The sequence below is a fragment of the Maridesulfovibrio bastinii DSM 16055 genome, from assembly GCF_000429985.1.
Lineage (GTDB): Bacteria > Desulfobacterota > Desulfovibrionia > Desulfovibrionales > Desulfovibrionaceae > Maridesulfovibrio > Maridesulfovibrio bastinii.
In genome coordinates, this window is sequence record NZ_KE387015.1 from 183,795 (window position 1) to 209,617 (window position 25,823).

21 protein-coding genes are annotated in these 25,823 nt (G+C 45.3%); 18 read left to right on the forward strand and 3 right to left on the reverse strand.

The window, feature by feature from the left end; genetic code table 11:
- The first annotated feature begins 172 nt into the window (after positions 1-172).
- Positions 173-1,159, forward strand: a complete 987-nt coding sequence (locus G496_RS20210) for a DUF3089 domain-containing protein (RefSeq protein WP_051295125.1) — start codon at positions 173-175, stop codon at positions 1,157-1,159.
- Between the two features lie 99 nt (positions 1,160-1,258).
- On the opposite strand, the gene G496_RS20215 is transcribed toward G496_RS20210, so the two are convergent.
- A complete protein-coding gene (locus G496_RS20215) occupies positions 1,259-2,065 on the reverse strand; it encodes a septal ring lytic transglycosylase RlpA family protein (RefSeq protein WP_245577949.1) in 807 nt (268 codons plus the stop codon).
- A 111-nt stretch (positions 2,066-2,176) separates the two neighbouring features.
- Positions 2,177-2,485 (reverse strand): hypothetical protein, encoded by a 309-nt coding sequence (locus tag G496_RS0116970; RefSeq protein ID WP_027180317.1) that lies wholly within the window; start codon positions 2,483-2,485, stop codon positions 2,177-2,179.
- A 62-nt stretch (positions 2,486-2,547) separates the two neighbouring features.
- On the opposite strand from G496_RS0116970, the gene rlmD reads away from it, so the two are divergent.
- From rlmD to G496_RS0116990, 4 genes are all read left to right on the forward strand, one after another.
- Positions 2,548-3,930: a 23S rRNA (uracil(1939)-C(5))-methyltransferase RlmD gene (gene rlmD / locus G496_RS0116975; RefSeq protein WP_027180318.1), complete on the forward strand. Its 1,383-nt coding sequence runs from the start codon at positions 2,548-2,550 to the stop codon at positions 3,928-3,930.
- Positions 3,931-3,984: 54 nt separating this feature from the next.
- The gene (locus G496_RS20220) at positions 3,985-7,944 is read left to right on the forward strand and encodes a class I adenylate cyclase (RefSeq protein ID WP_051295126.1); all 3,960 of its coding nucleotides are present in this window, start codon (positions 3,985-3,987) and stop codon (positions 7,942-7,944) included.
- Positions 7,945-7,974: 30 nt separating this feature from the next.
- Entirely contained in the window at positions 7,975-9,219 is a 1,245-nt protein-coding gene (locus tag G496_RS0116985; RefSeq protein ID WP_027180319.1) for an HD domain-containing protein, read from the forward strand.
- 115 nt (positions 9,220-9,334) lie between these two features.
- Positions 9,335-9,811 (forward strand): CBS domain-containing protein, encoded by a 477-nt coding sequence (locus tag G496_RS0116990; protein ID WP_027180320.1) that lies wholly within the window; start codon positions 9,335-9,337, stop codon positions 9,809-9,811.
- Positions 9,812-9,869: 58 nt separating this feature from the next.
- Here G496_RS0116990 and G496_RS0116995 read toward each other — a convergent pair whose 3' ends face one another.
- Positions 9,870-10,880 carry an HD-GYP domain-containing protein gene (locus G496_RS0116995; protein ID WP_027180321.1) on the reverse strand — a complete coding sequence of 337 codons (1,011 nt, stop codon included), beginning with the start codon at positions 10,878-10,880 and terminating at the stop codon, positions 9,870-9,872.
- 433 nt (positions 10,881-11,313) lie between these two features.
- Between G496_RS0116995 and G496_RS0117000 the strand changes: the two genes are divergently transcribed.
- The 13 genes from G496_RS0117000 (at position 11,314) to G496_RS0117060 (ending at position 25,776) form a co-directional block, all read left to right on the forward strand.
- Positions 11,314-11,763, forward strand: a complete 450-nt coding sequence (locus G496_RS0117000) for a division/cell wall cluster transcriptional repressor MraZ (RefSeq protein WP_027180322.1) — start codon at positions 11,314-11,316, stop codon at positions 11,761-11,763.
- Between the two features lie 135 nt (positions 11,764-11,898).
- Positions 11,899-12,867: a 16S rRNA (cytosine(1402)-N(4))-methyltransferase RsmH gene (gene rsmH / locus G496_RS0117005; RefSeq protein WP_027180323.1), complete on the forward strand. Its 969-nt coding sequence runs from the start codon at positions 11,899-11,901 to the stop codon at positions 12,865-12,867.
- Positions 12,860-13,180, forward strand: coding sequence for a hypothetical protein (locus G496_RS0117010; RefSeq protein WP_034633722.1), 321 nt, complete (start codon positions 12,860-12,862; stop codon positions 13,178-13,180). Before rsmH ends, G496_RS0117010 begins: the two co-directional genes overlap by 8 nt.
- Positions 13,181-13,201: 21 nt before the next feature.
- A complete protein-coding gene (locus G496_RS0117015; protein ID WP_027180325.1) occupies positions 13,202-15,151 on the forward strand; it encodes a penicillin-binding transpeptidase domain-containing protein in 1,950 nt (649 codons plus the stop codon).
- A gap of 30 nt (positions 15,152-15,181) precedes the next feature.
- Positions 15,182-16,630 carry a UDP-N-acetylmuramoyl-L-alanyl-D-glutamate--2,6-diaminopimelate ligase gene (locus G496_RS0117020; protein WP_027180326.1) on the forward strand — a complete coding sequence of 483 codons (1,449 nt, stop codon included), beginning with the start codon at positions 15,182-15,184 and terminating at the stop codon, positions 16,628-16,630.
- Positions 16,627-18,021 carry a UDP-N-acetylmuramoyl-tripeptide--D-alanyl-D-alanine ligase gene (locus G496_RS0117025; RefSeq protein WP_027180327.1) on the forward strand — a complete coding sequence of 465 codons (1,395 nt, stop codon included), beginning with the start codon at positions 16,627-16,629 and terminating at the stop codon, positions 18,019-18,021. Before G496_RS0117020 ends, G496_RS0117025 begins: the two co-directional genes overlap by 4 nt.
- Positions 18,018-19,094, forward strand: a complete 1,077-nt coding sequence (gene mraY / locus G496_RS0117030) for a phospho-N-acetylmuramoyl-pentapeptide-transferase (RefSeq protein ID WP_027180328.1) — start codon at positions 18,018-18,020, stop codon at positions 19,092-19,094. The genes G496_RS0117025 and mraY overlap by 4 nt, the downstream gene beginning before the upstream one ends.
- Before the next feature lie 3 nt (positions 19,095-19,097).
- Complete coding sequence (gene murD, locus G496_RS0117035) at positions 19,098-20,402, forward strand: UDP-N-acetylmuramoyl-L-alanine--D-glutamate ligase (RefSeq protein ID WP_027180329.1); 1,305 nt, start codon at positions 19,098-19,100, stop codon at positions 20,400-20,402.
- Positions 20,399-21,517, forward strand: a complete 1,119-nt coding sequence (ftsW, locus tag G496_RS0117040; RefSeq protein WP_027180330.1) for a putative lipid II flippase FtsW — start codon at positions 20,399-20,401, stop codon at positions 21,515-21,517. Before murD ends, ftsW begins: the two co-directional genes overlap by 4 nt.
- Positions 21,514-22,587 (forward strand): undecaprenyldiphospho-muramoylpentapeptide beta-N-acetylglucosaminyltransferase, encoded by a 1,074-nt coding sequence (gene murG / locus G496_RS0117045; protein WP_027180331.1) that lies wholly within the window; start codon positions 21,514-21,516, stop codon positions 22,585-22,587. The genes ftsW and murG overlap by 4 nt, the downstream gene beginning before the upstream one ends.
- Before the next feature lie 59 nt (positions 22,588-22,646).
- Entirely contained in the window at positions 22,647-24,023 is a 1,377-nt protein-coding gene (gene murC, locus G496_RS0117050) for a UDP-N-acetylmuramate--L-alanine ligase (protein ID WP_027180332.1), read from the forward strand.
- A 35-nt stretch (positions 24,024-24,058) separates the two neighbouring features.
- Positions 24,059-24,931 carry a UDP-N-acetylmuramate dehydrogenase gene (murB, locus tag G496_RS0117055; protein WP_027180333.1) on the forward strand — a complete coding sequence of 291 codons (873 nt, stop codon included), beginning with the start codon at positions 24,059-24,061 and terminating at the stop codon, positions 24,929-24,931.
- The gene (locus G496_RS0117060) at positions 24,928-25,776 is read left to right on the forward strand and encodes a cell division protein FtsQ/DivIB (protein WP_027180334.1); all 849 of its coding nucleotides are present in this window, start codon (positions 24,928-24,930) and stop codon (positions 25,774-25,776) included. The genes murB and G496_RS0117060 overlap by 4 nt, the downstream gene beginning before the upstream one ends.
- The last annotated feature ends 47 nt before the right edge of the window (positions 25,777-25,823 follow it).

A 25,823-nucleotide genomic window follows, 5' to 3' on the forward strand; every position in this document is an offset into this window, starting at 1 on the left:
AAATAATTTAGAACTAATTTCCTGCAAAACCTGCGGAGCTGTATCACTGATACGGCTCCGCTTTTATATAAAGTGTTATAAATACTAATATTGTCCGAGATAATTATGATTTGACAATTGCTGTTTCAGACAGATAATTATTAATTATATTAAATATAAAACTGGAGCAGATATGAAATTACCAGCAAGGCTTTGGATTATCTTCATTTCCGTTTTTATTATCTCGGCATGTCATGGAAAAAATATGATGCATGCTCCAAAATCACCGGACTACTCGCAGGACAGATACTGGTCTGTTAAAACTGAAAAGATCATTCATCCTGTCGATGTTTTCTTTGTCCATCCTACAACTTACGGTCCTCCGGCAAACGGTAATTATATAGCCGATCTGGCAGACGAACATCTGAACATGGTCACTGACAGGGATACAATAAACTGGATCACAGCCGCATTCTCAGAGTCCTGCAATGTCTTCGCTCCCAGATACCGCCAGATGAATATTGCGGTCATGAAAATGAGCAGTGAAAAAAAAGAACCCTATATGGAGATACCTGTCTCTGATATTAGCAGTGCATTCAGATACTATCTCAATAACTTGAATCAGGGGCGGCCATTTATTCTGGCAAGCCACAGTCAGGGCTCAAATGTTCTGCAAATGGTTCTGCTGGCTGAACCGCAGCTGTTGGACCATAAAAAACTTGTTGCAGCTTATATGCCCGGATGGAGCTTCAGTAAAACAGATTTAAACGATCTTGGCCTCAAACTCAGCGAAGCTCCTGATCAAACAGGATGCCTCATAAGCTGGAATACAATTGGTCCCGGAGGAATATCTCCAACAGTGTTCAAGGGTGCAACATGTGTAAATCCCCTTTCATGGACAACAACTACAGACGAAGTCCCGGCATCTAAAAATATGGGAGCAAAAATTTTCATAAGCCCGGAAAAAACTCTGCGGATTAAAAACTTCACCGCGGCCAAAATAAATGCTGAGGGAGCGCTTGAAATTCCATCTCCACCTGCTGAAATAGCTGCACAGCTGAACATGTCGCTTGGAAAGGAAGTTTACCACCGTTACGATTATGATTTCTTTTTCAACAATATTAGAGAAAATGTCAGCTTGAGATGTTCCGCATACCTGACAGAACATAAAATGAAATAATCCAGAAAGCAGACCTTACAGATAATAACAGGGGACAGTTTCGAGAAACTGTCCCCTGTTTATTGATTATATGAATTAAAAATCGATAGAGTGAAAAGTCTATTCCTGAATTACATCAGCCAGAACAAAAGATCCCGGAAATCCTTTACCCAGTTTGCCAAGAGCTTCTCTAGCCTTGGAAAGTGACTTGAACATCCCTATCTGCACTTTGAAAACCTGAGAATTATCATTCACAATCCTGAGCAGACGATGGTTTGAAAATCCTGCCTTCTCCACCCGTTCAATCAGAAAATCAGCGTTTTTCTTAACCTTGAAAGCTCCAACCTGCACATAAAAGGCTCCATACAAATCACCAGCTACTGCCGGGATTATTTTTGCAACCGGAGCAACGGTTTCAGGTTCAGGGGTATAGGCCTCAATTCTAACCTTTGTTTTACCATGCTCAAGGATACCGATTTTTTCACCGGCTGCCCGTGAAAGATCAATAATTCTCTCCGGAACAAAGGGGCCGCGATCATTTATTCTGACGACCACACTTTTTTTATTGGAAAGGTTGGTAACTTTAACCTTCACTCCAAGCGGAAGATAATTGTGTGCAGCTGTAAGTTTATCCATATCATAGGGTTCACCACTGGCAGTCACTTTACCGTGAAATTTTTTACCGTACCATGAGGCATAACCTATTTCTTTATAATCAGCGGGAATGATATTTTCAGCTTCTGATTTTACAACTGAAGAATTGGAATAACTCTCAGAAGCTTTGTAATTCTGGAAGGTTGAAGAATTCTGAGTCTGCTTTGTCGTTATAGTTGCATTTATATCTGAATCCTGAGATTCTGCGGCATATCCGGCCCCGGGTAAAATAAACAGGATAAGAACGATAGCGATCATGAAATTTTTTTTCACAACAAATTTCTCCATGAAATAATATTTGGATTCAGCTTACAACCCGTTTTTTTTTAAGATCACAAAGTGGACAAAGCAACGGACAAGGCTGAAAGAAAAAGGCGGTGGCCGCTAGATTTTTTTCAATTTTCTGTCTTTCAGGCTTTCATCAAATTGCCCAAGGCTGTATAATCTTAATTTCCGACTGCGTGGAAATTCCTTTTTAATCAGGTTTTTCAATTTTCTGCGGATTACATCAAGAGACACAATATGCTTCTTTTTTTCATAACCATCTTCGAGAATCAATATCTCTCTATTATTAATCTTCACAAATATAAGCGAACGATCTCTTTTGTATGAACGTAGATCAATGGAATGTCCATCCGAAAGCTTTTGAAGCTTTTCAATTACAGTTTCAACAGCTGTTACTTTATCAATCATGGGTACGGTATTTACTCGGCAGCTTACCGTACTGTCAAACCTGCCGATAAATGGATTAATTAATGAATCTTACATCAGGACAAATTCTTGAACTTGAAGTTGAAAAACTGGCTTTCGGTGGAGAAGGTATTGCCAGATACAACGGATTTACAATCTTTCTGGATCATGCTGTTCCGGGACAAAAAGTAAAAGCAGAACTGACCGAAGTAAAAAAAAGATTTGCAAAAGCAACATCTATTGAAGTCACAGAGCATGCTGAAATTGAAGCACAGCCTTTCTGTAAGCATTTCAACAAATGCGGAGGATGCCAGCATCAGGATATGGACTACCGGTCCCAGTTATACTGGAAAGGTCGCCAGACAGCAGAAACACTTTCCAGAATAGGAAAAGTAGAATCTGAGATCACTGACCAGTGCGGTGATGCTTTAGCTTCACCCCAGACAGAGTCCTACCGCAACAAAATGGAATTTTTTATTTCCGGACAGGGTGAAAATCTGGTTGTAGGCCTTAAGCGTAAAGGCAGTGATACCGATGTTCTTGATATTGATTATTGTCCGCTGCTTGGTGCTGAGAGTGAGAATATAATTAAAACTGTGCGCAAATTCTGTGCTGACAGTAAAATTCCTTCATTCTCCGACTCAAAAACCGGCTACTGGCGCAGACTTGTAATAAGAAAGTCAGTGACTACTGGTAAAATACTGGTTCATCTGATTACCGGTCCGGGAAAGAAATTTCATGAAGAATCCTCCAGACTGGGAGATATTCTGATTGAACAGGGCGAGGTTACAGCCTTTGCCCATTCCACCAGAAAAGCCAAAACCGATATTGCCGAAGGTGAATGGATTGTTGACGTTAAAGGTGATGATCATATCATTGAAAAACTGTCGAGAAGTGATGGTAGCAGTGTTCAGTATGCCATTACTCCCAATGCATTCTTTCAGACCAATACCGGGGGAGCTGAAATTCTGTTTTCAACAGTTGCAGAACAGCTTAAACTTGACCGTTCTGAAACTGTGGTTGACCTTTACTGCGGCTCAGGCGGCATAGGCCTTTTCATCGCGGACAAAGTCAAAAATGTTTTCGGCATTGAATTATCCGAGGAAGCGGTTCTGATGGCCACAGACAATGCAAAGTCCAACTCCATTGGCAACTGTATGTTCCGCTGCGCCAATCTTGAAAAAAGTAAATCAGTTCTGGCAGGAATACCGGAAATGGATGTCATCATAATGGATCCGCCCAGACGCGGAGTAAGTAAAACAACTCTCAATGAAGTATCCACAGCAGGAGCGGAAAAAATCATATATGTTTCCTGCAATCCGGCTACCCTCGCCAGAGATGCGGCTCTGCTTAAAGGGAAATATGAAGTAACAAAGGTTGTTCCGGTAGATATGTTCCCACATACACAGCACATTGAATGTGTCTGCGTTTTCAGCAAATCAGCATAATCATTATACAGATAAAAATCCCGCAAAAGTACAACTTTTGCGGGAATAACCAGCATGACTAAACAGGCAGCAGAAGATAAATTTTTAAAAGAATTACGCAGGCGGACACTCAGCCTGCCTGATAAAAGGCAGACTCCGGAATTAGTTTCAAAAATTCATAAGTATATGCAGGCTCTTGATGAAAATGAGGGCCGCAAAACTTTGAGTACAAAATCCGCAGTCCTTGTCTACAGCCTCGTCCGCAGTCTTCTGGAACAGGATCGTGAGGACAGTTGCCCTGCGTCTGTAAGTCTTATTGAAGAAGGTTCTCTGCCGGCAATCTGTCTTAACCTGCTGATGAAGTACGGAAAATTCGGTTTCCTGCTTACAGCCAGAATACTGGCTGAGGCTAAAATTTCTGAAAATGAAATTCAGCTCTGGCTGGAAGAACTACCGGAAAAAGACGCTCTGGCTGTTTCAGGTATACTGATGCTGCTCTCCAACGGAGAACCGTCAAAAGTTAATCCAGCTCTAAGTCTCATTTCAAAAGCTTCAAAGATGCCGGCGGATAAGGCAGCTTTGTTTCTCAAAGATTCCGCGGCTAAAAATGAACGCATTCCTTTTGCTCTCATTGATGCGTTTATGACCGGTGCGTACGGTGAGCAGTGCTCCAAAGCTCTTAATCTCCCTGAATCAATGGAAGAGATTATCACCTTTGCCGAGTCCATCCCGCCTTACACTGACCATGAACTGATAGAGGCGCTCAGCATTCATCTAAAATCTGGCGACGTCCGCTGTATGAGATCAGTTCTGGAAGCTCTGGACAGAATAGCTTCAGCCCCGGCTGAAATGATCAGCAAGGCATTAATACCCCAGACAGTCTCGCCGACACCTTTTTTAAGTGCCAAAGCCATTCAACTGCTAGCCAGATTTAAAACAGAAAAAACCCCTGTTTTCCTTGCCGAGCTGTTTGTAAAAGAACCTAAGCTCAGGGCTTCAATTATAAACAGACTCCCGCACCTTGACCTTATCTCAGTTAAAACATTTTTAAAAAAAATTGATCCCCAGCTGCATAAGACTATCATTGCGGCTGTTTTTACGCTCATATCAGAGGTTGACCCCGGTGGAGCTGAATTACATTTAGATAAAATACTTAATAATGAGAACTTGGAAGATGCGGAAACAGCCGAAGCTGTAACAGCCTTAAAAAATGTAATAAAAGCCAGACCGCTTGAAATTCCTGAAGAAACAGAAGAACTGGAAGGGCTGGAAAAGCCGGGTGCAGACTTTTTAAAATCGGGCAACCCGATAGTAATAAATGTGGAACAGACCGGTAAAGCCAAAGGGTTCCGCAGGATATTTGGAAAAGCGACTAAAAACGATGACCATTCCGCCCTTGAAATATACCGTGATGAAAAATTCATAAACCAGAAAATTAATCGTATTAACCGCTGGAAATGCGGTTTGTCCGAGCTGCATTTTACAGATTGCAGTTTCACTGCTTCAGATTTCAGGGAATCCCATATTTATGGGTGTGACTTCAGCTTCTGCGTTTTTAAATCCTGCACCTTCGATGAAGCAGTTTTCAGCGACTGCCGCTTCACCGACTGCGAATTTGAATCCTGCAACATGGATGCTTCAAGATTCGATAAGACTGTTTTTCTACGCTGTACAGTGGAAGGATGCAGCTTTGACAGAAGCGTTACTTCAAAATCATACTTCATTGAGACCCTTATCAAAGCCAGCTCTCTGAAAGATATTTTTCTGCACGACAGCAGGCATTTACGCACGAGCTTTGACGCCTGTGATCTAAGCCGGGCCAGAATTCAGCTCTGTGTACAATCCGGCATTGAATACAGGCATACAATTCTTGAAGATACTATTTTCGTTAAAAGTAAGGTGGCAAGTTCCACTTTTACTGAATGCTGCTCTACAGGATGCCTTGCAGACTCTGTAGACTCACAGTCAGCGGTGCTTTTAGGAGCAGAATCAACCAGATTTATAAAGCTTTTTGATAAAAGGGAGCAGGATGGAGCTCCCATAAAACCACCCTCTTTTCAAAATAAAAAAGTTAATGAACTGATCACTAAGACCGTAAGAAGCTGGCTGGAAAACAGGGATATCAAACGAAGACTCCAAAAATTTGCAGCCAATAATTCGCGCAGAATATCATGGGCTCTTGAAAAATTTGAACCAAAAGCAAGAGACCTCTTTCTGCTTATCCCCTATCTTCTGCACACCGATATACTTGAACAATTTTTTGAAATGAAAAATCCTCCGGTAAGAACTATCGTTGCCGGATACCAGCCTGTGCGCGAAGTTTTGAATTTAAGTGAAGATTACTTTCCTGATCTGATTCCCGGCAAAGCTGGTAAAAATCCTGTTGTAATTGAAACGATTCTTACCATCGGCAGTGTCGGAACAATGTCTCAAAGTGCAGGCTCCGACATTGATTACTGGATATGCTGTAATCTGTCAGAGGTGGACACTGTAAAAAGGAAATGGCTCGAATCACGCTTCCAGCTTCTTGAAGAATGGGCCATGCAGCAGCTAAATGTTGAAATTCACTTTTTCCTTATGGATGTAGCCGATGTCCGCAATAACAACTTCGGCATGAGCGATGCTGAAAGTTCCGGTTCTGCTCAGGGAGCGATCCTTAAGGAAGAATTTTATCGTTCAGCCCTGCTCGTTGCAGGTAAGCCGCCACTCTGGTGGTTTGTTCCACCGGAAGCAGACGACAGGACCTATCGTGAGTATGCTTCGCTTACCCGAAATCAGCTCGGCAAAGATGCCGCAGTCGACCTCGGGCATGTTCCGCGTATTCCCGGTGAAGAATTTTTTGGTGCGGCACTCTGGCAGATTGTAAAAGGGATCAAAAGCCCCTTCAAATCAATCATGAAATTCGGTCTGCTTGAACGTTATACCGCCGGCGATAAAAAACCGCTTTTGTGTGAAACAATAAAGCGCAATATCCTTGAAGGACATCAAGAACTGGATAGGGTCGATCCGTATATGCTTTTGTATAAGGAAATTGCCGACTTCTATTCCAGACAGGGTCTGCCGGAAAACGTCTGGCTGGCGGGAATGTCTCTTAAGCTAAAATCAGGGATGCTATCCGCTAACAGAGTAGAAAAACAGCCAATCAGAAGCGAAGAAAGAGAACTTCTTAATTTCACTGTTAACGATACTCAGGGAACGGCAGGTGCAAAGACAGATTCTGATAATGTTTTCACGGAATTCAGCTCTGTTCTCAATCTGGGTCAGAAAATCAACCTTTTCATGATTGAAACTTACGGCAGAGTTAATAAAAAACAGGATGACAGTTTAAAAACACTTATCAGTCCGGAAGATATAACTAAACTCGGGCGCAAAATTTCCGCAACTTTTGTTGATCGCAGACACAAGATAACCAGACTGCTGCTTCCCGGTGATAAAAAAGATTTCTTCACTTCAATCCAGCTTTCACGCTCTGATATCGGAAAATGGATTCTGCAGGGTGAATACCCGGACCCAACCGGGGCCAGAAATCTGCTTACCGATGTTAGTGCAGACAAAAATCTTCTGAGTATTTTGACATGGTTTGCCCTGAACAGGCTTTACCAGCCGGAAATGGTGATTAAAACGGATATGTCGTCAGCTCCTGTCCGCAAACGTGATATTAAAGAGCTGCTGAACTCCCTGTGTGACTTTTTTCCATATAAAGAAACGTTTGACACTCCGATTGAGGAAATGCTTAATCAAGAAAGGATGTTAAAAGTCTTTTTTATTGTAAACATGACTTCTCCCAGAGAACAGAGTCAGATAGACAGCATTAACGCCGTGTACTCCACAAACTGGGGAGAAATTTTCTGCCGTCCACTCGTTGTCAGCAAAAAACTTATCGAAAACCCTGCTGACTATCTTTGCGAAAAAATGGCTGAAATTTGTCCTGAGCCACCAGAAATGACCCAATTTTTACCAGCGCAGGCCCAATGCCCGCAACTGAACATCTATAATAATTCACTGAGAATGGACGAGCTTAGAACAACAACTTAACAATTTTCATATTCAAATAACGGAGCAGGCATGCCATACATCAGAAAAAGCCTTTTACAGCTGATTTTTTCCGGTTCTTTTATGAAACGCTGGAATGACAAGCTCCGTCCAATGGAACTTGTAGAAGTTGACAAGCAGGCCCATAAAATGATCGCAGCTTGGCTGCTCTTTATGCTTAACAGCAAAGAGCTTGGAGCGCGCGAGCGGATTGAACTGGGCAACGAAATAATTGAAGGCGGAATATTCGATTATCTGTTCAGGATGGTCATAACAGACATAAAACCTCCTGTATTCTATAGAATAAAAGCCAATAAAGACCACTACCATAAATTAACAATGTGGGTGCTTGAGCAGCTGCGCCCACGGCTTATGCCCCTTGGACGCGAGTTCTGGGAAAAACTCAGTAATTATCATTTAACCAGCCACGAAGAATCACTTTCCGGACGGATACTTTCGGCGGCACACATGTATGCCAGCTATTCAGAATTCAAGCTCCTCAAAAATCTGAACCACCCGGACGAAGAACTTCACGATATTGAACAGAACTTTAGGGACAATCTTAAAAAATCTTCCGACATTGCAGGAGTTTCTGACCTGCTCCATTCTGAAAACACGGTGTTGGGCAGATTTGCTGATCTCTGCGGAAGGCTGCGGTTTCAGACAAGATGGTCACAAACACCGAGAATACCTGAAACATCTGTTCTGGGACATGTTTTCATTGTCGCCACTTTTGCATGGTTCTTCAGTCATGAAGTCGGAGCCTGCCGCCTGCGCAGACAAAATAATTTTTTCAGCGGTCTGTTCCACGATCTGCCCGAGCTGCTGACAAGAGATATTATCTCCCCGGTTAAAAAATCCGACCCGACAATAGGTGACATCATCAAAGAATATGAAGAGGATGAATTGGAAACCAAGATCATCGCCCCACTCATAAATGACGGGAAATCAGATTTAACCGACAGATTGAGCTACTTTTTAGGATTGGAAACAGGATCGGAATTCAACGCTACCGCCATAATTGACGGATGTACTAAAAAGATAACCTCTGAAGAACTGAATTCCCGTTACAATGATGACGGCTATGACCCCAAGGATGGAGAGCTGCTTAAATTATGTGACCATCTGGCGGCTTTTATGGAGGCTTATTCCGCAGTCAGAAACGGTATAACTTCCCCGCAACTGCATCAGGCATACTGGCGGATATCTCAAAATTATATGAAAAATCCAGTTGTTGCAGGAATCCATATTGGTCCTTTGTTAGCTGATTTTGAATAGCTCATAATTCAGGTACCCGATCAGGGCATAAAAATGTTGCCCGAAACAGCTCAGAGCAGTATACGGGATTTTAACTAAAACTTAATAACACACCAATATTCTTAAGGAGATGCAGATGCTGCTCAGAAAAAGGGCATGGGACATGATGCGGGAAGAATTTGCAACAGTAAGTGAATCCGCAAGTCTTGCTGAAGCCATCCGCGTGCTGCGCGAAAGCATGAAAGAGACTCCGGAAAACAGTATTATTGTTGTCCTGAAAAAAAATGGAAATCCCAGAGGGGTTGTTTCCGTATGGACACTGCTTAAAGCTATTCAGGATGGAGTTTTCAAAGACGAAGAACTAAGTCTCACAGAAAATGTTGACTGGGATGAAGCATTCAAAAGGGCAGGTGTGCTTTGCGCTGATGAACCTCTTGAAAAATATATTGATGAAAATTTCACCATGTTCAGGCCGACAGACCCTATGCTGGTTGTGCTGGAACTGATCCGTAAAAAACGTCAGCCGTGGGCTCTGGTTCAGGAAGGCGGAAAAGTAATCGGGGTTGTCATAGTTAGTGATATCTATCAGGAACTGACCCGCGATCTAGTGTAATGAAATAAAAGCAAATGTCCCGTTTTCAAACTTTGAAAGCGGGACATTTTTTTTAAGTCTACTTTTTAGTCAGCGCCCAGGCTTGAAGAGTTTTTACCACCTCAATGTCATATTCCTTGCTTTGCCCTAAAATCATAGCGGCTTCAGCCGGTGGATATGTCTTTGCGTAGGCCCTTTTGGTCGTCATAGCACAAAAAGAATCAACTGCGGCGCAAAGACGGCCTATCTTACTGATATCCCGGCCTGATTTCTTCTGGGGATAACCTTTTCCGTTCAGCCGCTCATGGTGTTCGAGAACGCATTTCTCGATTTCGGGATATTTCAAATCAAGTTTCGCAAGCATTTCATAACCAAGCATAGGATGTTTATCCACCTTGGAACGCTCGTCAGGAGTCAGCGGTTTATCTTTATCACGTATAAAAGCCGGGATTTTGGTCATTCCCAGATCATGGAGAAACAACCCGGCTGTAAGTCTGTTGAAATGATCCCTTCCAACCTGATTTTTTGAAAAATTCTCAGATTCCATTTTTATATAGGTAGCCAGACCTAAAATTCCGGTATTAACGCTATGGTTGGGCAGAGAATGTTCAGTATGGATTCTTTTAGCCAGTGCTCTGATCCGATAAACATCATTCCAAAGGTATTCGGTGAGAACCATCAAATCCACCCAGACCTTTTCAAAAACAGCAGGCACAGGCTGATCAAGAAATTCGCCAAGCTTCATAGTTAAAGCTTCAAGAAAAATATCAGCAATTTCGCTTTCTTTAAGGTTTTTATCAATAAGAACAAGATCAAGCTGATAAGCAATATGTTTTACATAAACAGGATGATCGCTTCTGGAAACAAAAATCAAACCTTCAGAAACAAGACGGGATAATTCTTCAATCTGTTCCTTGGACAGTCTTTCACCCACTTTATAATAGGGGGAAATTCTGCCAACATCCTCTTTGAATAAATATATATTCAATGGAGGCCTAAATTTATTGAAACTTTGAAGAATTTCAGAACTGATCTGATAATATTCTTCATTCAACCCGTCAGGGACTTCCATCCTAGCTTTTGCGTTCATACCGTTTCCTGTATTGAAATTCCGTTTTCTGACCAGCAAACCTGACTATTTTGATTAGTTTTTTCAGAATGTTAGCAGTACACAAAGAAAATGTACCTACAGCCCCGCATTTGAAAAGACCTCAAATTTATTCAAAATCCACTTTTGCCTATATCATTCATAATTGCATTCGTGAAGTATTCTAAAGGACGGTCCTTTTATTTTTTAGAATATTTTTCCAGAATCTTCATAAAAAAATAATGAACATAATTATGTCCTATTATTTTTCATATATTCAGCTCTTTACCCATATTACGAACATTTTCCTCAACAGTTTTAAACATAATTTCACCTGTCAATTTACAATAAGGGTATTGACTTTTCGACTATTTTCCCACACAGGTGGGGAGACGGGGGGAATTGGTGGTAGAACGTGTAATATGGTGGTAGATGAATGAAATTTCGTGGTCATGTACATCGCAGTCTCGATCCGAAAGGCAGACTGATGCTCACACCAGAGTTCCGGGATCAAGTCTATAAAGACTCCCCGGACGGTCGCGTGACCCTGACAATTTTTGAAGGCAATATCGTTGGTTTTACTCCTCCTGACTGGGATGAGCTTGAAAAACAGCTTTCTGCTATCAAGAATCCCAGCCGCAGCCTTAGGAATTTCATCCGCATTACCATATCCGGTTCTGAAGACCTGACCCTCGATAAACAGGGCCGCATCACCATCCCCTCCCATCTGCGCAAAAGCGGAAAGCTTGAAAAGGACGTTGTCCTTGCCGGTGTCGGAGATCGTTTCGAAATTTGGGATAAGAGAGCTTACGAAGAGCTGCTTACTCAGGATTTCAACGACGTATCCGATGAACTGTCGCAGGCTGGAGTGGATCTCCCCTTCTAAGCTGATCCTCCTCTCCGCTTTGCCATACGGTACTTAATCGATGTTGTCGATTCAACCACTTGAAACTTTATTACACAAACCACCGGACCTTCTGGAGATTCTCCCCCTAAAATGAAACTCCGGGGCCTGATATTTATGGAAAACAAAAATACGGATCCGGCAAGGATTCATACCTCTGTTCTTTTAAATGAAATAATCCAGTGGCTTAATCCAAAAAGTGGAGGCAGGTATCTGGACGGTACTTTAGGTATGGGCGGGCATAGTTCCGCAATACTTGAAGCAGGCGGTCCTGACTGCCAGCTTGTCGGATTGGACAGAGATGAGGAAGCCCTAGAACTGGCTGGTGTCAGACTGGCACCCTTCGGCGAACGGGCAAACCGGTTTCATCTGGCTTTCAGCCATTTTGAAGCCGCTCTTGACGAACTTGGCTGGGATAAAATTGACGGAGTTGTTCTGGACCTCGGAGTATCATCACTCCATCTGGATGAAGCTGCCAGAGGTTTCAGCTTTATTAAAGACGGACCGCTGGATATGCGCATGGACCCTTCCGGGGGCATGCCTCCGGCATCAACTCTGGTTAACAAGGGGTCTTTCTCGGACCTAACCAGAATATTGAGACTTTACGGCGAAGAACCGATGGCCCCGAGAATTGTTAAGGCCATCATCAAAGCCAGAGAAGAAAAAAAGATTGAAACGACTCTGGAACTGGCTTCGATCGTTGAAAAGGCTTATCCGGCAAAACGCAGGGCTCAATCCCGCAATCACCCGGCAACCAAGACTTTTCAGGGACTTCGGATAGCAGTCAACTCAGAGCTGGATGAGCTTTCCGAATTTTTGAGACTTATTCCGGAAAGACTGAATCCGGGAGCAAGGGTTGCAATTATTTCCTTCCACTCGCTGGAAGACCGGGTCGTTAAAAGATCTTTCAGGGAAGAAGCTCGCGAGTGCACCTGTCCTCCGAGGCAGCCGATATGTACCTGCGGCAAAAAAGCAAGGCTTAAAGTTCTCACTAAAAAGCCTCAGCTTCCCGGAGAAGAAGAGCTTGAAAACAATCCGCGCAGCCGTAGCGCAAAACTGAGAGTGGCGGAAAGAATTGATGGCTGAAAAAAGACAGGGAGAATCAGACAATAAAAATATAGCCCTGACCATGACGGTTATGGTCATAACCGCTCTGATTCTGGGTCTTGTTTCAGTCTGGCTCAATATAGAACGTGTGGACAAGGCTTACGAATTCAGACGCATGGAAAGAGAGCTTAATGAAAAAAAGGCTCTCGCCACGAAACTGGAAGTTGAAAGAGACAATCTCTTATCACCGCTGAGACTGAGAAAACTGGCCAAAGAATATGGCTACGGACCGGCCTCTCAGGGGCAGATAAGAAAACCACGTAAAGGGGCGTCAAAAAATTCGCCCGAATAGACAAAGGCAGGAGCAGATCTGATGGCTAAGAAAAAGAAACAGAGCATGAAATCAAGCAGTTTAAAGCTGCTGTTCATCATGGTCCTTTTCGCCATCATCTGGACGGCTCTTCTTGGAAGAGCTGCGTGGCTTCAACTTTATCAGGGACCGGAGCTGCGCCAACTCGCTTTGCGGCAGCATCTTGCTGCGGAGCTTCAGCGAGGCGAACGCGGACGGATATACGACCGCAACGGCAACCTTCTCGCAACCAGTGTTGAAGCCGAGTCTGTTTATCTGCGCCCTGTAAAAGTGGTCAATGTCAACGATACGGCAGCTAAACTTTCAGAGATTGTAGGAATTTCACGCAGTACTCTGCGCAAAAAGCTTTCGAGTAAACGAAATTTTATCTGGATAAAACGTCAGGTTGATGACCGTGTCGCCGCAAAAATCAGACAGGCCGATCTTCCAGGTGTTTATCTGACCAAAGAATTTGCAAGATTATATCCAAACAACCACCTTGCCGGACAGCTGATCGGTTTTGTCGGGGTTGATGGAAAAGGTCTTGAAGGTATTGAAAAGAAAATGAACTTCAGGCTGACCGGTAAGAAAGCCCAGTTTGTTGTTCAGCGTGATGCATCGGGAAGAAGGCTCTACCTTGATGCATCAGGACATGAAGTGAACACCAGAGGAGAAGATGTCCGGCTGACAATTGACGCGCATCTTCAGGCTATTACTGAAAATGCTCTGGTGGAAGCGGTTAAGAAGAACAGCGGCAGATGGGGTTCTGCTGTTGTTGTTGATGTTGCCAGCGGAGACATACTCGCTATGGCTAACTGCCCGCGTTTCAACCCGAACACGTTCCGCAAAAGTTCGCCTAAAATATGGCGTGACCATGCGGTTCTTGATGTCGTTGAACCGGGTTCAACAATGAAACCGGTACTTTTTGCGGCAGCCCTTGAGCATGGAGTGATCACCCCTGAAAAGCTTTATGACTGCGAAGGTGGAAGATGGAAAATCAACGGACAGTACATCAGAGACACGCATCGCTATCACTGGCTGCCGGCGCATAAAATTCTGAGATACTCAAGCAATATCGGCAGTGCAAAGATTGGCATGGAGCTTGGTGTTCAGAATTATTACTATTTTTTAAAAGACATAGGCTTCGGAAGTTCGACTGATTTAGGAGTTCCGGGAGAAAGGGACGGCTCAATAAGACCTCCTTCACAATGGAATGAATTCGATCTTGCCGCAGCCTCTTTCGGTCAGGGAATAGGAGTAACGGCAGTGCAAATGGCGAAAGCCTTTTTGTGCATTGCCAACAAAGGGGTTGTAAAACCTTTAAGGCTGATCATTGACGAGGACCAGCAAAAGACAACGCCCAGAAGACTGTTCAGTGAAAAAACGGCAGACACCGTTCTTTCCATGATGCGGGAAGTAGTCCAGCTGGATGGAACAGGACAGCGGGCCAGAATTCCCGGAATAACCGTAGCCGGAAAAACCGGGACAGCTCAGAAAGCAACCCGCAACGGCAGAGGATACGGACAGGAACATCTGGCATCATTTGTCGGAATGATTCCCGGAGATAATCCGCAGTATCTGGTTGTTGTCATGGTTGATGACCCGAGACCGAATCATTACGGAGGGGTTGTTGCAGCACCGGCAGTGAAACAGATTATGGTCCGTTCACTGGCATACTTCGGAAGGCTGCCGGAGGGCGAGGAAAAACACTCTGACCCTGTTCTGGCCGCTCTGGGTAAAAAGCCTATGCCTAGACAGGCTGTTAAAGCTGCCGACCCGTCAATTCTGGCGGCAGGCAAAACAATGCCCGACCTGACGGGAATGCCACTGCGCAGAGCTGTGGAAGTACTGGTTCGTAAAGGTTTTGTTCCACAAATCCGTGGAAAGGGAATGACTGTAAATAAACAACTGCCGGAGGCCGGAAAAGAATGGCCTCAGAAGGCAGGAGATAAAATAACTCTCTGGCTTTCTTAAATTTTAAGAATGACACAAGGCGATTTGTAGATGTTTGATGAAAAAGGCTGGAAGAAACTTCTTCAATTAAGCGCAGACAAAGTAAATGTGCGCACCGACTCCAGAAAAGTGGAACCGGGTGATATTTTTGTTGCCATTCCCGGACCAAAACAGAATGGAGCCGACTTTATTCCGCAGGCCGTGGAAAAAGGCGCAGCCTATATACTGACATGCGCAGAAATAAAAGAATGCGAAGCTGAAGTTATCCGCCACCCTGATCCGGCCGCGGCTCTCGGTGAACTTGCCAGAGCATATTTTAAAACGGACAGACTTAAACTTAAAGTTGTTGGAATAACCGGGACTAACGGCAAGACAACTGTTTCTTATCTGATTGAACATCTTTTAAGCAGCGCCGGGATGAAAGTTGGAGTGCTTGGCACCGTGGCTTACCGCTGGCCCGGATTTAAAATTGACGCTCCGCTGACAACACCGGACTGCTGGACCCTGCACAGCTACATTGCAAAAATGGAAGCAGACGGCGTGGATGTAGCCGTAATGGAAGTTTCTTCTCATGCTCTGCACCAGAACAGGGCCGCCGGTATAGAATTCGATTGCGCTGTGCTGACAAACGTCACTCAGGACCATCTGGATTACCACGGTGATATGGAATCATATTTTGAGGCAAAATCCCTGCTCTTTAAAAGCTGTCCCCGTGAAGGCAAGCAGGCCGTAATCAATTACGATGATCCCTACGGCAAAAGACTTCTTGAAGACTACTCCCCGGCCACAGGATTCGGACTTACAGATCCTTACGAAAGCAAAGCCGACCAGCTTCATGGAGAAATGCTTTCCTGCACCGGTAACGGCCTGCACTTGAAGATGACTTACAAGGGTCAAAGCTGGGAACTGGATTCAGACCTCATCGGCAGACATAACGGTTCAAACCTGCTTGCTGCGCAGGGAGTAGGACTGTTCTTCGGACTTACAGCTGAAGACATGAAGAAATTTTCTTCATTCCACGGTGTCCCCGGAAGACTCGAAAGAGTCCGTAATGACAAGGGACTGAATATTTTTGTTGATTATGCACATACTCCTGATGCTCTGGACAATGTCCTTTCAACTCTGAACGAACTCGACTTTGAACGGGTTATCACTGTTTTCGGCTGCGGAGGAGATAGAGACCGCACAAAACGGCCGTTAATGGGTAAAGCCGTATGTTCCAAAACAGACATTGCAGTTATGACGTCAGACAATCCGAGAACTGAAAATCCCGAAGCAATTCTTGATGATATCAGACCGGGGCTTTCCTCCTGCACCGAAGTAATAGAGGAAGTAGACCGTTCAAAGGCCATCAGAAAAGCTGTTGAAATAATGAACAGCAATGATGTGCTGCTGATAGCAGGCAAGGGCCATGAAACTTATCAGATTGTCGGCACCACCAAGCATCCTTTCAGTGACTCTGAAGAAGTTACGAAAGCTTTAGGGGAGATTTACGCTTGAAACTGACTCTAAGCGAAATAGAAGAGCAGCTCCGAGGCGGACACGAAATTCCTTCTGCTGAGACCACAGAAGTGACTCAAATCCGAATTGACAGTCGTCTGGTAAAAAAAGGAGATGTTTTTTTCTGCCTCGAAGGGGAAAATTTCGATGGCCACAACTTCGCCCTTTCAGCTCTTGAAAGCGGCGCAAGTGCTGTTGTGGTTTCCAAATTCATGCCCGAACTGGAAGATAAACCTGCAATAATGGTAAAAAATACAGTCCATGCCCTTGGACTTCTCGCCACTTACTGGCGTTCCCGCTCAAAAGCCGAAGTTATCGCCGTGACAGGTTCTGCCGGTAAAACCACGGTAAAAGAGATGCTTTCTCAGGTGCTTTCAGAGAAGTACAGCGTTCATAAAAATTTTATGAACCTGAACAACCAGATAGGACTCCCCTGCTCAATGCTGGAAGCCAGCGGCGAAGAGGATTTCTGGGTTGTGGAACTCGGCATCAGCCATCCCGGTGACATGGCGGAACTTGGTTCCGTAGCCCAACCGGATATCGCGGTAGTTCATAACATCGGTCCGGCCCATATCGAAGGTCTGGGAAGTCTTGAAAATATTGCCAGAGAAAAAGCTTCCATATTCAAATACCTGCAACCAAATGGCGAAGCCCTCTGCTGCAAGGATTATGAGCTTCTCTTGAATGCGGCAAAAGAAATTGTACCCGAACCGGTTACATTTTCATCGCAGGACAGCTCTGCTGATTATTACTGCACTCTTCTTGAAGCACTCCCGGACGGAAGAGGAAAATTTCTGCTGAATATTAAAGGTGAGTCAGCCGAGATAATTCTGCCCGGCTGTGGATCACATCTGGCTGAGGATGCCGCAGCAGTGGCCTGCGCTGTCTCAAAAGCCGGATTCTCCCCAGCGGAAACATTTAAGGCCCTTGAGACAGTTACCCTGCCCAGACAGAGGTTCTGCTGCAGCAACAAAGGTCGCTGGACTCTTATTGACGACACATACAACGCCAATCCTCTTTCCATGAAAAAGGCTATAGAAACAGCCAGAAAAATGGCTGAAAGCAGACCTTTTGTGCTGGTTCTGGGTGACATGCTCGAACTTGGCGCAGATGCGGTCAGGGCTCATGTTGATCTTGGAAAACAGATAGCTCAGGCGGCTCCTGAAGCAACATTTTTCTTCGGACGTCACTATGATGACGTGGCGTCAACAACCAACGGCTCAACTTTAGTTCCGGTAAATACTCCTTCTGAATTCATAACCGGAATAAGGGAACTCGGCCTCTGTGATGCCGTGGTCCTGTTCAAAGGTTCGCGCTCATGCCATATGGAAGAGTACCACGCGGCTTTATCAAACGAGCTTAACAAAGAAACCTCGGGAGCCGTAAAATGATCTACCATTTCCTGGTACCCTTAAGCGCACAACTGGGAGCTTTCAATGTATTCAGATACATTACCTTCCGCTCCATATACGCCCTGCTGACAGCACTTGTGCTGACCATAGTTTTAGGGCCTATGCTCATCAGATGGCTGCAAAAAATCAAATGCGGTCAGTATATCCGTGAAGATGGACCTCAGCACCAGTGCAAAGCCGGAACGCCTACCATGGGCGGCCTTATCATCGGCATGGCGGTTATGTGCTCCACTCTGCTCTGGGCCGATCTTACAAATATTTACGTCTGGCTGACCATGTTTGTTTTTACAGGGTTCGGCGTTGTCGGCTTTGTTGATGACTACATAAAAGTTGTCAAAAAACGCAATAAAGGACTTTCTCCTGCGGCCAAACTCGGAGGACAGCTTCTGGTGGCCGGAATAGCGGTATCACTGCTCATCATGGAGCCGGCCTACTCAACAACTTTATCTGTCCCGTTTTTCAAGAACATCAACCCTGATCTGGGCTGGTTCTATCTGCCATTTGCCATATTCGTTCTGGTCGGCTCGTCAAACGGCGTTAACCTCACGGACGGTCTTGACGGACTGGCTATAGGTCCCATGATAGTCGGAGCCGGATGTTTTGCTCTTTTCATTTATGTTGCAGGACACTCGGAAATGGCCGGTTATCTGAAAGTAACCCATGTTCCCGGAGTCGGAGAAGTTACCGTTTTCTGCGGAGCTCTGGTCGGAGCCGGGCTGGGATTCCTCTGGTACAACGCCTATCCGGCGCAGATATTTATGGGAGATGTCGGCTCACTAAGTCTGGGAGGCGTTCTCGGTTTTATTTCCGTTCTTGCGAAACAGGAACTTCTGCTGACAATAGTCGGCGGAGTTTTTGTCTTCGAGACACTCTCGGTAATTTTGCAGGTCAGCTATTTCAAATTCAGCGGAGGCAAAAGAATTTTCCGCATGGCTCCGCTTCACCATCACTTTGAACTCAAGGGAATACCTGAATCTAAAATTATCATCAGATTCTGGATTCTTTCCCTGTTAATGGCCCTTATGGCCCTCAGCACACTTAAATTGAGGTAACGAATGTCCAGCATACTCGCTCAACAATCAGCAAATAAAAACATCTTTAAAGATCGGTTCGGCGTAATTGCCGGAGCCGGGCGTTCCGGTATTGCGGCAGCGAAAGTGCTGCACATGCTCGGTGCGAAGGTGCGTATTGTTGACGAGAACACCAGTCTTGAAGAAAACATCCTCGAAGGACTCGGTGCTGATGCTCAGCTAAAGACCGGTCCACTCAGCGCATCCGGATTTGAAGGTGCTGATATTATAGTCCTGAGCCCGGGAATTCCTTCCAGAAAGATAAAAGAGCTTCTGCCTGAATTTCCTGATGAAAAAATAATCTCAGAGCTTGAACTTGCTTCGTTCCTTACAGACGAACCAATCATCGCGATTACCGGAACCAATGGAAAAACAACCACGACTTCCATCATAAGTCATGTTCTGGAATACGCGGGGAAAAGCGTCTTTACCGGTGGCAACATAGGCACCCCACTTTGTGAACACCTATTGCAGGATAAACGCTCGGATGTGCTGGTTCTTGAAGTTTCCAGCTTCCAGTTGCAAAACTGCTATAATTTCAGTCCTGATGCAGCAATACTGCTGAACATTTCCGCCAACCATCTCGATTACCATCTCGATATGGAAGAATATACCGAGGCCAAGCTTAATATTTTCAAAAAACAGACTGCTGACGATCTCGCCATTATAGCGGAAGAAATGAAGCCAATGCTTGGCAGCCGCAATTTTACCGGGGCTGAAATAAAGTATTTCAATAATGACTCAGTGGAAGAAATTCCCAATCTTCCCGGACCGCATAACCGTGGAAATATGCACGCAGCCATGCTTGCCACGGCTAAATTCGGCGTAACTTCCGAACTGTTCATGAAAGCAGTCAGAGAATTTAAGGGTAAACCGCATCGCATTGAATACTTGGGAACTGTCAACGGTGTAAAATTTATTGACGACTCCAAAGCTACAAATCTTGATGCTGTCTGTGCAGCTTTAAACAGTTGTTCAAGCCCGGTGAGACTCCTTCTCGGAGGTCATTTCAAGGGAGGAGATGTCACAACAATTATACCTTCCATGCAGGGCAAAGTTGTTGAAGTCGGTCTGTTCGGTGCGGGCAGAGAATATTTTGAAACACCACTTAAAAAAGAATTTCCCACTTCATGGAATGAAAAACTTGAGGATGCAGTCAGGAAACTTTTCTCCACTGCAAATTGCGGGGACACAATACTTCTTTCCCCGGCAACAGCAAGTTTTGATGCTTACAAAAGCTATGCGGCCAGAGGCGATGATTTCAAAAGAATCATGGAGGAACTTTCATGAACAGCAGAAAAACAAAGCTTGATGAAAATACCGCGCGCCCGGATTACTGGTTCATGGCAGCGGCTCTGCTGCTGGCCTTTTTCGGACTGATGATGGTTCTTTCCGCCAGTGGAATCATGGCTGAACGCTATTTTGACGACAAATACCTGTTCTTCAAAAAACAGGCTGTTTTTCTCGTCGGCGGTCTGGTGCTGATGTTTTTCAGCTCCAGAGTCTCAAAAAAGTTTTTCTACAATCTGGTTTATATATGGCTTATTGGAGCGTTCCTGCTGCTTATCCTATGTGATTTCACTCCACTTGCCGTTAACGCCGGTGGAGCAAAACGCTGGCTGGCACTCGGGCCACTGAGACTTCAGCCTCTGGAATTCGCCAAACCTGCGCTTGTCCTTTACCTAGCTTACTTCTTTTCCCAGAAGCAGGATAAAGTAAAAACTTTCAGTGTCGGCTTTCTGCCGCCATTTGCAATAACCGGAATGCTGTGTCTGCTGCTTATGCTCCAACCTGATTTCGGCGGATCTGTTTTTATTGCAATGCTTTTATTTTTCATGAGCCTTGTAGGCGGGACCAGAATAAGTTATCTGCTCACCTCTCTCATTTTTGCCGGTGGTGCCGGATACATGCTTATCACAAGCTCACCATACCGTTTAAAACGTATGACAGCCTTTCTGGACCCCTTCAAAAGTGCAAAAAATGAGGGCTACCAGCTTGTCCAGTCCCTTTATGCCTTCGGTTCCGGGCATTTTTTCGGAGAAGGACTTGGAGCTGGAAAGCAGAAGCTGTTTTTCCTTCCGGAAGCACACAATGACTTCATTATGGCGGTTGTAGGGGAAGAACTTGGATTTATCGGCGTGCTGGCAATTTTTCTCATTATAGGACTTCTGCTCTACCGGGGATTTAAGATAGCTCTGGCGCAGGAAGAACTTCAGGATAAGTTCACAGCCTATGGCATGGTACTTATTCTGGCTCTCGGATTTTTTCTGAATCTTGCGGTTGTCATGGGAACAGTACCTCCCAAGGGAGTTCCGATGCCGTTTGTCAGTTATGGAGGATCGAGCCTTATGATTTCCTGTCTCTGCACAGGAGTTCTGCTCAATCTTTCAAGGGGCAAAGTATGAATAGAATCGTTCTGACCACAGGCGGAACCGGCGGGCATGTTTTCCCCGCCATTGCAGTGGCCCGTGAGCTGACGGACCGCTATCCGCAATGTGAAATTCTCTTTCTGGGGGGTAAAGGCCCTGAAAGGGAAATGGTCGAACGTGCCGGAATTAAATTTAAGGGACTGCCTGCAAAAGGAATTGTTGGTGGCGGCATCAGGAAACTACTTTCAAGTTTCTGGATAGCTGGCGGACTTTTCATGTCCGTGCTTGAACTGCTCCGCTTCAAACCTGAAGCCGTCATAGGTTTCGGCGGCTACGCAGGCTTCTGCCCGGTCCTTGGCGGAGCAATGCTTGGCATTCCCTGCGCAATACATGAGCAGAACAGTGTTCCCGGAGTGACCAATAAGGTTCTCGGACGCTTTGTTAAAAAAGTTTTTGCCTCATTTGAGGATAAGGAAGGAGCATTTCCTTCTGAAAAAGTGATGCTTACCGGTAACCCGGTACGAAAAGAAATTGTGGAATGTGCGCAACATAAACCGGGATCAACGGTTCTGGTCTTTGGCGGAAGTCAGGGCGCCTCAGCAATAAACGAAGCTGTTGTAGATGCTCTAGCGCTTCTGAAAAAAGCAGGAATTAAACTTTTCCACCAGACCGGAAAAAACGATCTGCAGAAAGTGCGCAAGGCATACGAAGCCGCCGGATATAATCCGGACTGTGTTCAGCCTTTCATCCACAATATGGCTGAAGCTTATGCGGAAGCGGCTCTCGTAATATGCAGGTCCGGAGCATCAACGGTTTTTGAAATTTCGGCGGCGGGAAAACCGGCTGTTTTCATACCTTTTCCCCACGCCACCCATGACCATCAGACCAGTAACGCTAAAAGACTGGCTGAAATAGGTGCTGCAAAGATTATCCCGCAGAATGAACTCAGCGGAGAAAAACTTGCGGAAACAATTATCGGGCTGATTGCCAGCCCCAATAATCTGAATGAAATGCGGGATGCGGCTTTATCTTTCGCCCGTCCCGGGGCCGCTGCATCTGTAGTGGACGGACTGGAAACAATAATAAACTCAAAGGCAAGAGGTTAGGAATGATCGCAGCAGAAGGACCGGCAATTCAAGCAGGTGCAGATATGACCAGTAATATGATGCGCAGCAGGGTCGGTACAATTCACATGGTCGGAATCGGAGGATCAGGCATGAGCGGCATTGCCGAGGTGCTTTTGAATCTCGGTTTTTCGGTCAGCGGTTCAGACCTTGCTGCCGGAGCGCCCGTAAGAAGGCTTCAGAATCTTGGCGCACAGGTATTTATAGGACACGGAGAAGAAAATGTGCGCGATGCGGACGTGCTGGTAAAATCAACAGCTATCTCGGAAGATAATCCGGAAGTAGTCAAAGCCCGTGAAATGGGTATCCCCATCATTCCCCGTGCTGAGATGCTGGCTGAACTGATGCGCCTGCGGACAGGAATTGCCGTAGCCGGAACACACGGAAAAACAACCACGACATCGCTGCTTGCCACTATTTTTACCGAGGCCGGATTCGACCCCACGGTTATCATCGGCGGAAGACTCAACACCTATGGCAGCAACGCCAGACTGGGTGAAGGTCAATATCTTATTGCGGAAGCTGACGAATCCGATGGATCGTTTTTGTGTCTTTCACCCATCATCACCGTAGTAACCAACATCGATCTGGACCACATGGATTTCTACAAGGATCAGGACGCCATCGACCAGTCCTTCCTTAAATTCATGAACGCAATTCCATTTTACGGAATGAACGTGATCTGCGGTGATGACACTGGAGTTAAAAGACTTCTTCCGTCTATTAAACGCCCCTGCCTTACATACGGAATAGAAAAAGAAAACAGATTACGGGCTGAAGTAATTTCATGTGAAGTAAGAAGCCTTTTCAAAGTATTTCTTGATGATGAATTTTTAGGAGAAGTAACTCTCGCTCAGCCGGGAAGGCACAATGTGCTCAACGCACTGGCCTCAATAGGTGTTGCGCTGGAAGCCGGAATCAAAAAGGAAGACATCTTTCAGGGACTCATGAATTTTGGCGGAGTAGGAAGAAGATTCGAGCGTAAGGGTGAAGCCAGAGGCGTACTTATTGTTGATGACTACGGGCATCACCCCGCAGAAATTAAAGCAACAATTGAAACGGCAAAGAATTGTTACCCCGACCGCCGGCTGGTAATGGCTTTTCAACCTCACAGATTTTCACGCACTCAGGCTCTGTTCGGAGATTTTTGTAAAACCTTCGACAAGGTTGACCAGCTGCTGCTCACGGAAATATATCCCGCCTCCGAATCTCCGATTCCCGGAGTAAACGGATTATCCCTGGCACAAGGGATCAGGCAGGTCAGTTCCACCAAAGTCAACTTCTACCCTGACTTTGAAGCCATGGAGGCAGAACTTCAGGATATTTTAAAACCCGGAGACCTGTTCATAACTCAGGGTGCAGGCAGTGTTTATCTTGTTGGAGAAAATTATCTCAACTCCGGTAAGAACAACAGCTAACCAGCTGAAAATTTAGGAATAAGGAAAAACCGAAAATGACTCTTGAACTTATACACGAACCGAAAATATCCAAGCTGACAACTCTTGGAATAGGTGGCAGTGCGCAGGCTCTGGCCACGGTCCGTGACATAGACGGTCTGGATGAGCTTTCGGTTTTCATGGAAAAGCAGTCTGCAAGAATTATTGCTCTCGGCAACGGCAGCAATATGCTCGCAGCTGACGGAAAGCTGGATATAGTTTTCATCAAAGTCAGCCCTGAAAAGATTCCTGAACCGGAACTTCAGGGAACCTCAGTAAAAGTTCACGCAGCAAGCGCGCTGCCAAGACTGCTGGGATTTTTTACCTACAATGGCCTTTCCGGAATGGAAGGACTCTGCGGCATTCCCGGAACTGTCGGCGGGGCCGTAGCCATGAACGCTGGATCATACGGAACAGATATCAGTGCAAGCCTTGAAAAGGTCCGCTTATGGACTCCTTCAAAGGGACTTTTCTGGAAGGATAAAACCGAAATTGAATTCGGCTACCGTCATTTCAACCCCGGAACAGATGAATTTACACTTGTCTGGGAAGCTGTGTTTGAACTGAACAAAGCCGATAGGGATAAAATTAAAAAAGAGCTTAACGCAGTTATTTCACGCAAAAAAACAACCCAGCCTATCCTTGAAAGGACAGCGGGATGCGTTTTTAAAAATCCGGAAAACGAAAGTGCCGGAAAGCTTTTGGATCAGGCAGGTTTCAAAGGCAAAAAAAATGGTGGAATGGCTTTTTCAACAATACACGCCAACTTCCTTGTCAATAAAGACCATGGAACCGGATCACAGGCCATGGAACTTCTGGATGAGGCTGTTGCAGCAGTTAAGGATAAATTCAACGTAACCCTTGAACATGAGGTGGTAATTCTCAAATGAGTGTAGCAAAACTCAATAACAGCAGACTTACCCTGGTTAGGGGAAACGGTAAAAAAGCCAGCAACCGCAGGCGTAAAAAACCGGATCGCCAGTCTTCAGAGGTCTTCATATCCTTATTCAAGAAGATCTGTGTTTCCGGAATGTGCCTCCTGCTTCTGGCTTTTGTCGGAGTCGGATGCTTAGCCGGATACCGCTGGGTTACAAGCCACTCCTATTTTGCTCTCAAGGATATCAGCGTAACCGGTAACAACCGCTTAAGTTACGGTGAAATTCTTGATATCGCGGGGATAGGTCTCAACCGTAACAGCCTGTCTGTGAATATAGGTGAAGTTGAAAGAAAATTAAGCGAAAGCCCGTGGATTGAATCCGCAGCAATAAAAAGAGAATTGCCTCGAAAACTATATGTGCACATCAAGGAAAGGACTCCGGAATTTATGGTCAGACAGGGTCAGAATCTTTGGTACTGCGATGCCGAAGGTGAGCTGATATCCCCTGTTGAACCCGGAAAATTCAGTTCTCTTCCATATTTGGATATAGATTCCGAAGCAATGGAACAAACGGATATACTTAAAGATTTTATGACCAGACTTGACCGCAGAACCCTTCCGTTTGATCCGGGCCAGATCGCCTGGATAAAGCTCAGGGGCGGGAACAGGATGGAATTTTTCATAGATCGTCTCGGCCTGACTGTAGAGCTGGGACTTAAAAATTGGCAGAAGCAGCTTTCACACCTGAACGTGGTCTGGAGAGATCTCCAGAAGAGGGGCGAATTCAGGAACATAGCGGCGATTTCAGCCGGAGAAGGCAGAGTCTGGGTAGAAAAGAAAACCTCCGGCGGAAGCTGATCCGCTTTAGTTTAAGAACCCGCTCAAGGGTGATGAGGAGAAACTTT

What these genes read in the sequence shown, in the direction of transcription:
- G496_RS20210 (WP_051295125.1), top strand. Translation starts at nt 173, where the DNA reads ATGAAATTACCAGCAAGGCTTTGGATTATCTTCATTTCCGTTTTTATT.
- G496_RS0116970 (WP_027180317.1), bottom strand. Translation starts at nt 2,485, where the DNA reads ATGATTGATAAAGTAACAGCTGTTGAAACTGTAATTGAAAAGCTTCAA.
- rlmD (WP_027180318.1), top strand. Translation starts at nt 2,548, where the DNA reads ATGAATCTTACATCAGGACAAATTCTTGAACTTGAAGTTGAAAAACTG.
- G496_RS20220 (WP_051295126.1), top strand. Translation starts at nt 3,985, where the DNA reads ATGACTAAACAGGCAGCAGAAGATAAATTTTTAAAAGAATTACGCAGG.
- G496_RS0116985 (WP_027180319.1), top strand. Translation starts at nt 7,975, where the DNA reads ATGCCATACATCAGAAAAAGCCTTTTACAGCTGATTTTTTCCGGTTCT.
- G496_RS0116990 (WP_027180320.1), top strand. Translation starts at nt 9,335, where the DNA reads ATGCTGCTCAGAAAAAGGGCATGGGACATGATGCGGGAAGAATTTGCA.
- G496_RS0116995 (WP_027180321.1), bottom strand. Translation starts at nt 10,880, where the DNA reads ATGAACGCAAAAGCTAGGATGGAAGTCCCTGACGGGTTGAATGAAGAA.
- G496_RS0117000 (WP_027180322.1), top strand. Translation starts at nt 11,314, where the DNA reads ATGAAATTTCGTGGTCATGTACATCGCAGTCTCGATCCGAAAGGCAGA.
- rsmH (WP_027180323.1), top strand. Translation starts at nt 11,899, where the DNA reads ATGGAAAACAAAAATACGGATCCGGCAAGGATTCATACCTCTGTTCTT.
- G496_RS0117010 (WP_034633722.1), top strand. Translation starts at nt 12,860, where the DNA reads ATGGCTGAAAAAAGACAGGGAGAATCAGACAATAAAAATATAGCCCTG.
- G496_RS0117015 (WP_027180325.1), top strand. Translation starts at nt 13,202, where the DNA reads ATGGCTAAGAAAAAGAAACAGAGCATGAAATCAAGCAGTTTAAAGCTG.
- G496_RS0117020 (WP_027180326.1), top strand. Translation starts at nt 15,182, where the DNA reads ATGTTTGATGAAAAAGGCTGGAAGAAACTTCTTCAATTAAGCGCAGAC.
- mraY (WP_027180328.1), top strand. Translation starts at nt 18,018, where the DNA reads ATGATCTACCATTTCCTGGTACCCTTAAGCGCACAACTGGGAGCTTTC.
- murD (WP_027180329.1), top strand. Translation starts at nt 19,098, where the DNA reads ATGTCCAGCATACTCGCTCAACAATCAGCAAATAAAAACATCTTTAAA.
- ftsW (WP_027180330.1), top strand. Translation starts at nt 20,399, where the DNA reads ATGAACAGCAGAAAAACAAAGCTTGATGAAAATACCGCGCGCCCGGAT.
- murG (WP_027180331.1), top strand. Translation starts at nt 21,514, where the DNA reads ATGAATAGAATCGTTCTGACCACAGGCGGAACCGGCGGGCATGTTTTC.
- murC (WP_027180332.1), top strand. Translation starts at nt 22,647, where the DNA reads ATGCGCAGCAGGGTCGGTACAATTCACATGGTCGGAATCGGAGGATCA.
- murB (WP_027180333.1), top strand. Translation starts at nt 24,059, where the DNA reads ATGACTCTTGAACTTATACACGAACCGAAAATATCCAAGCTGACAACT.
- G496_RS0117060 (WP_027180334.1), top strand. Translation starts at nt 24,928, where the DNA reads ATGAGTGTAGCAAAACTCAATAACAGCAGACTTACCCTGGTTAGGGGA.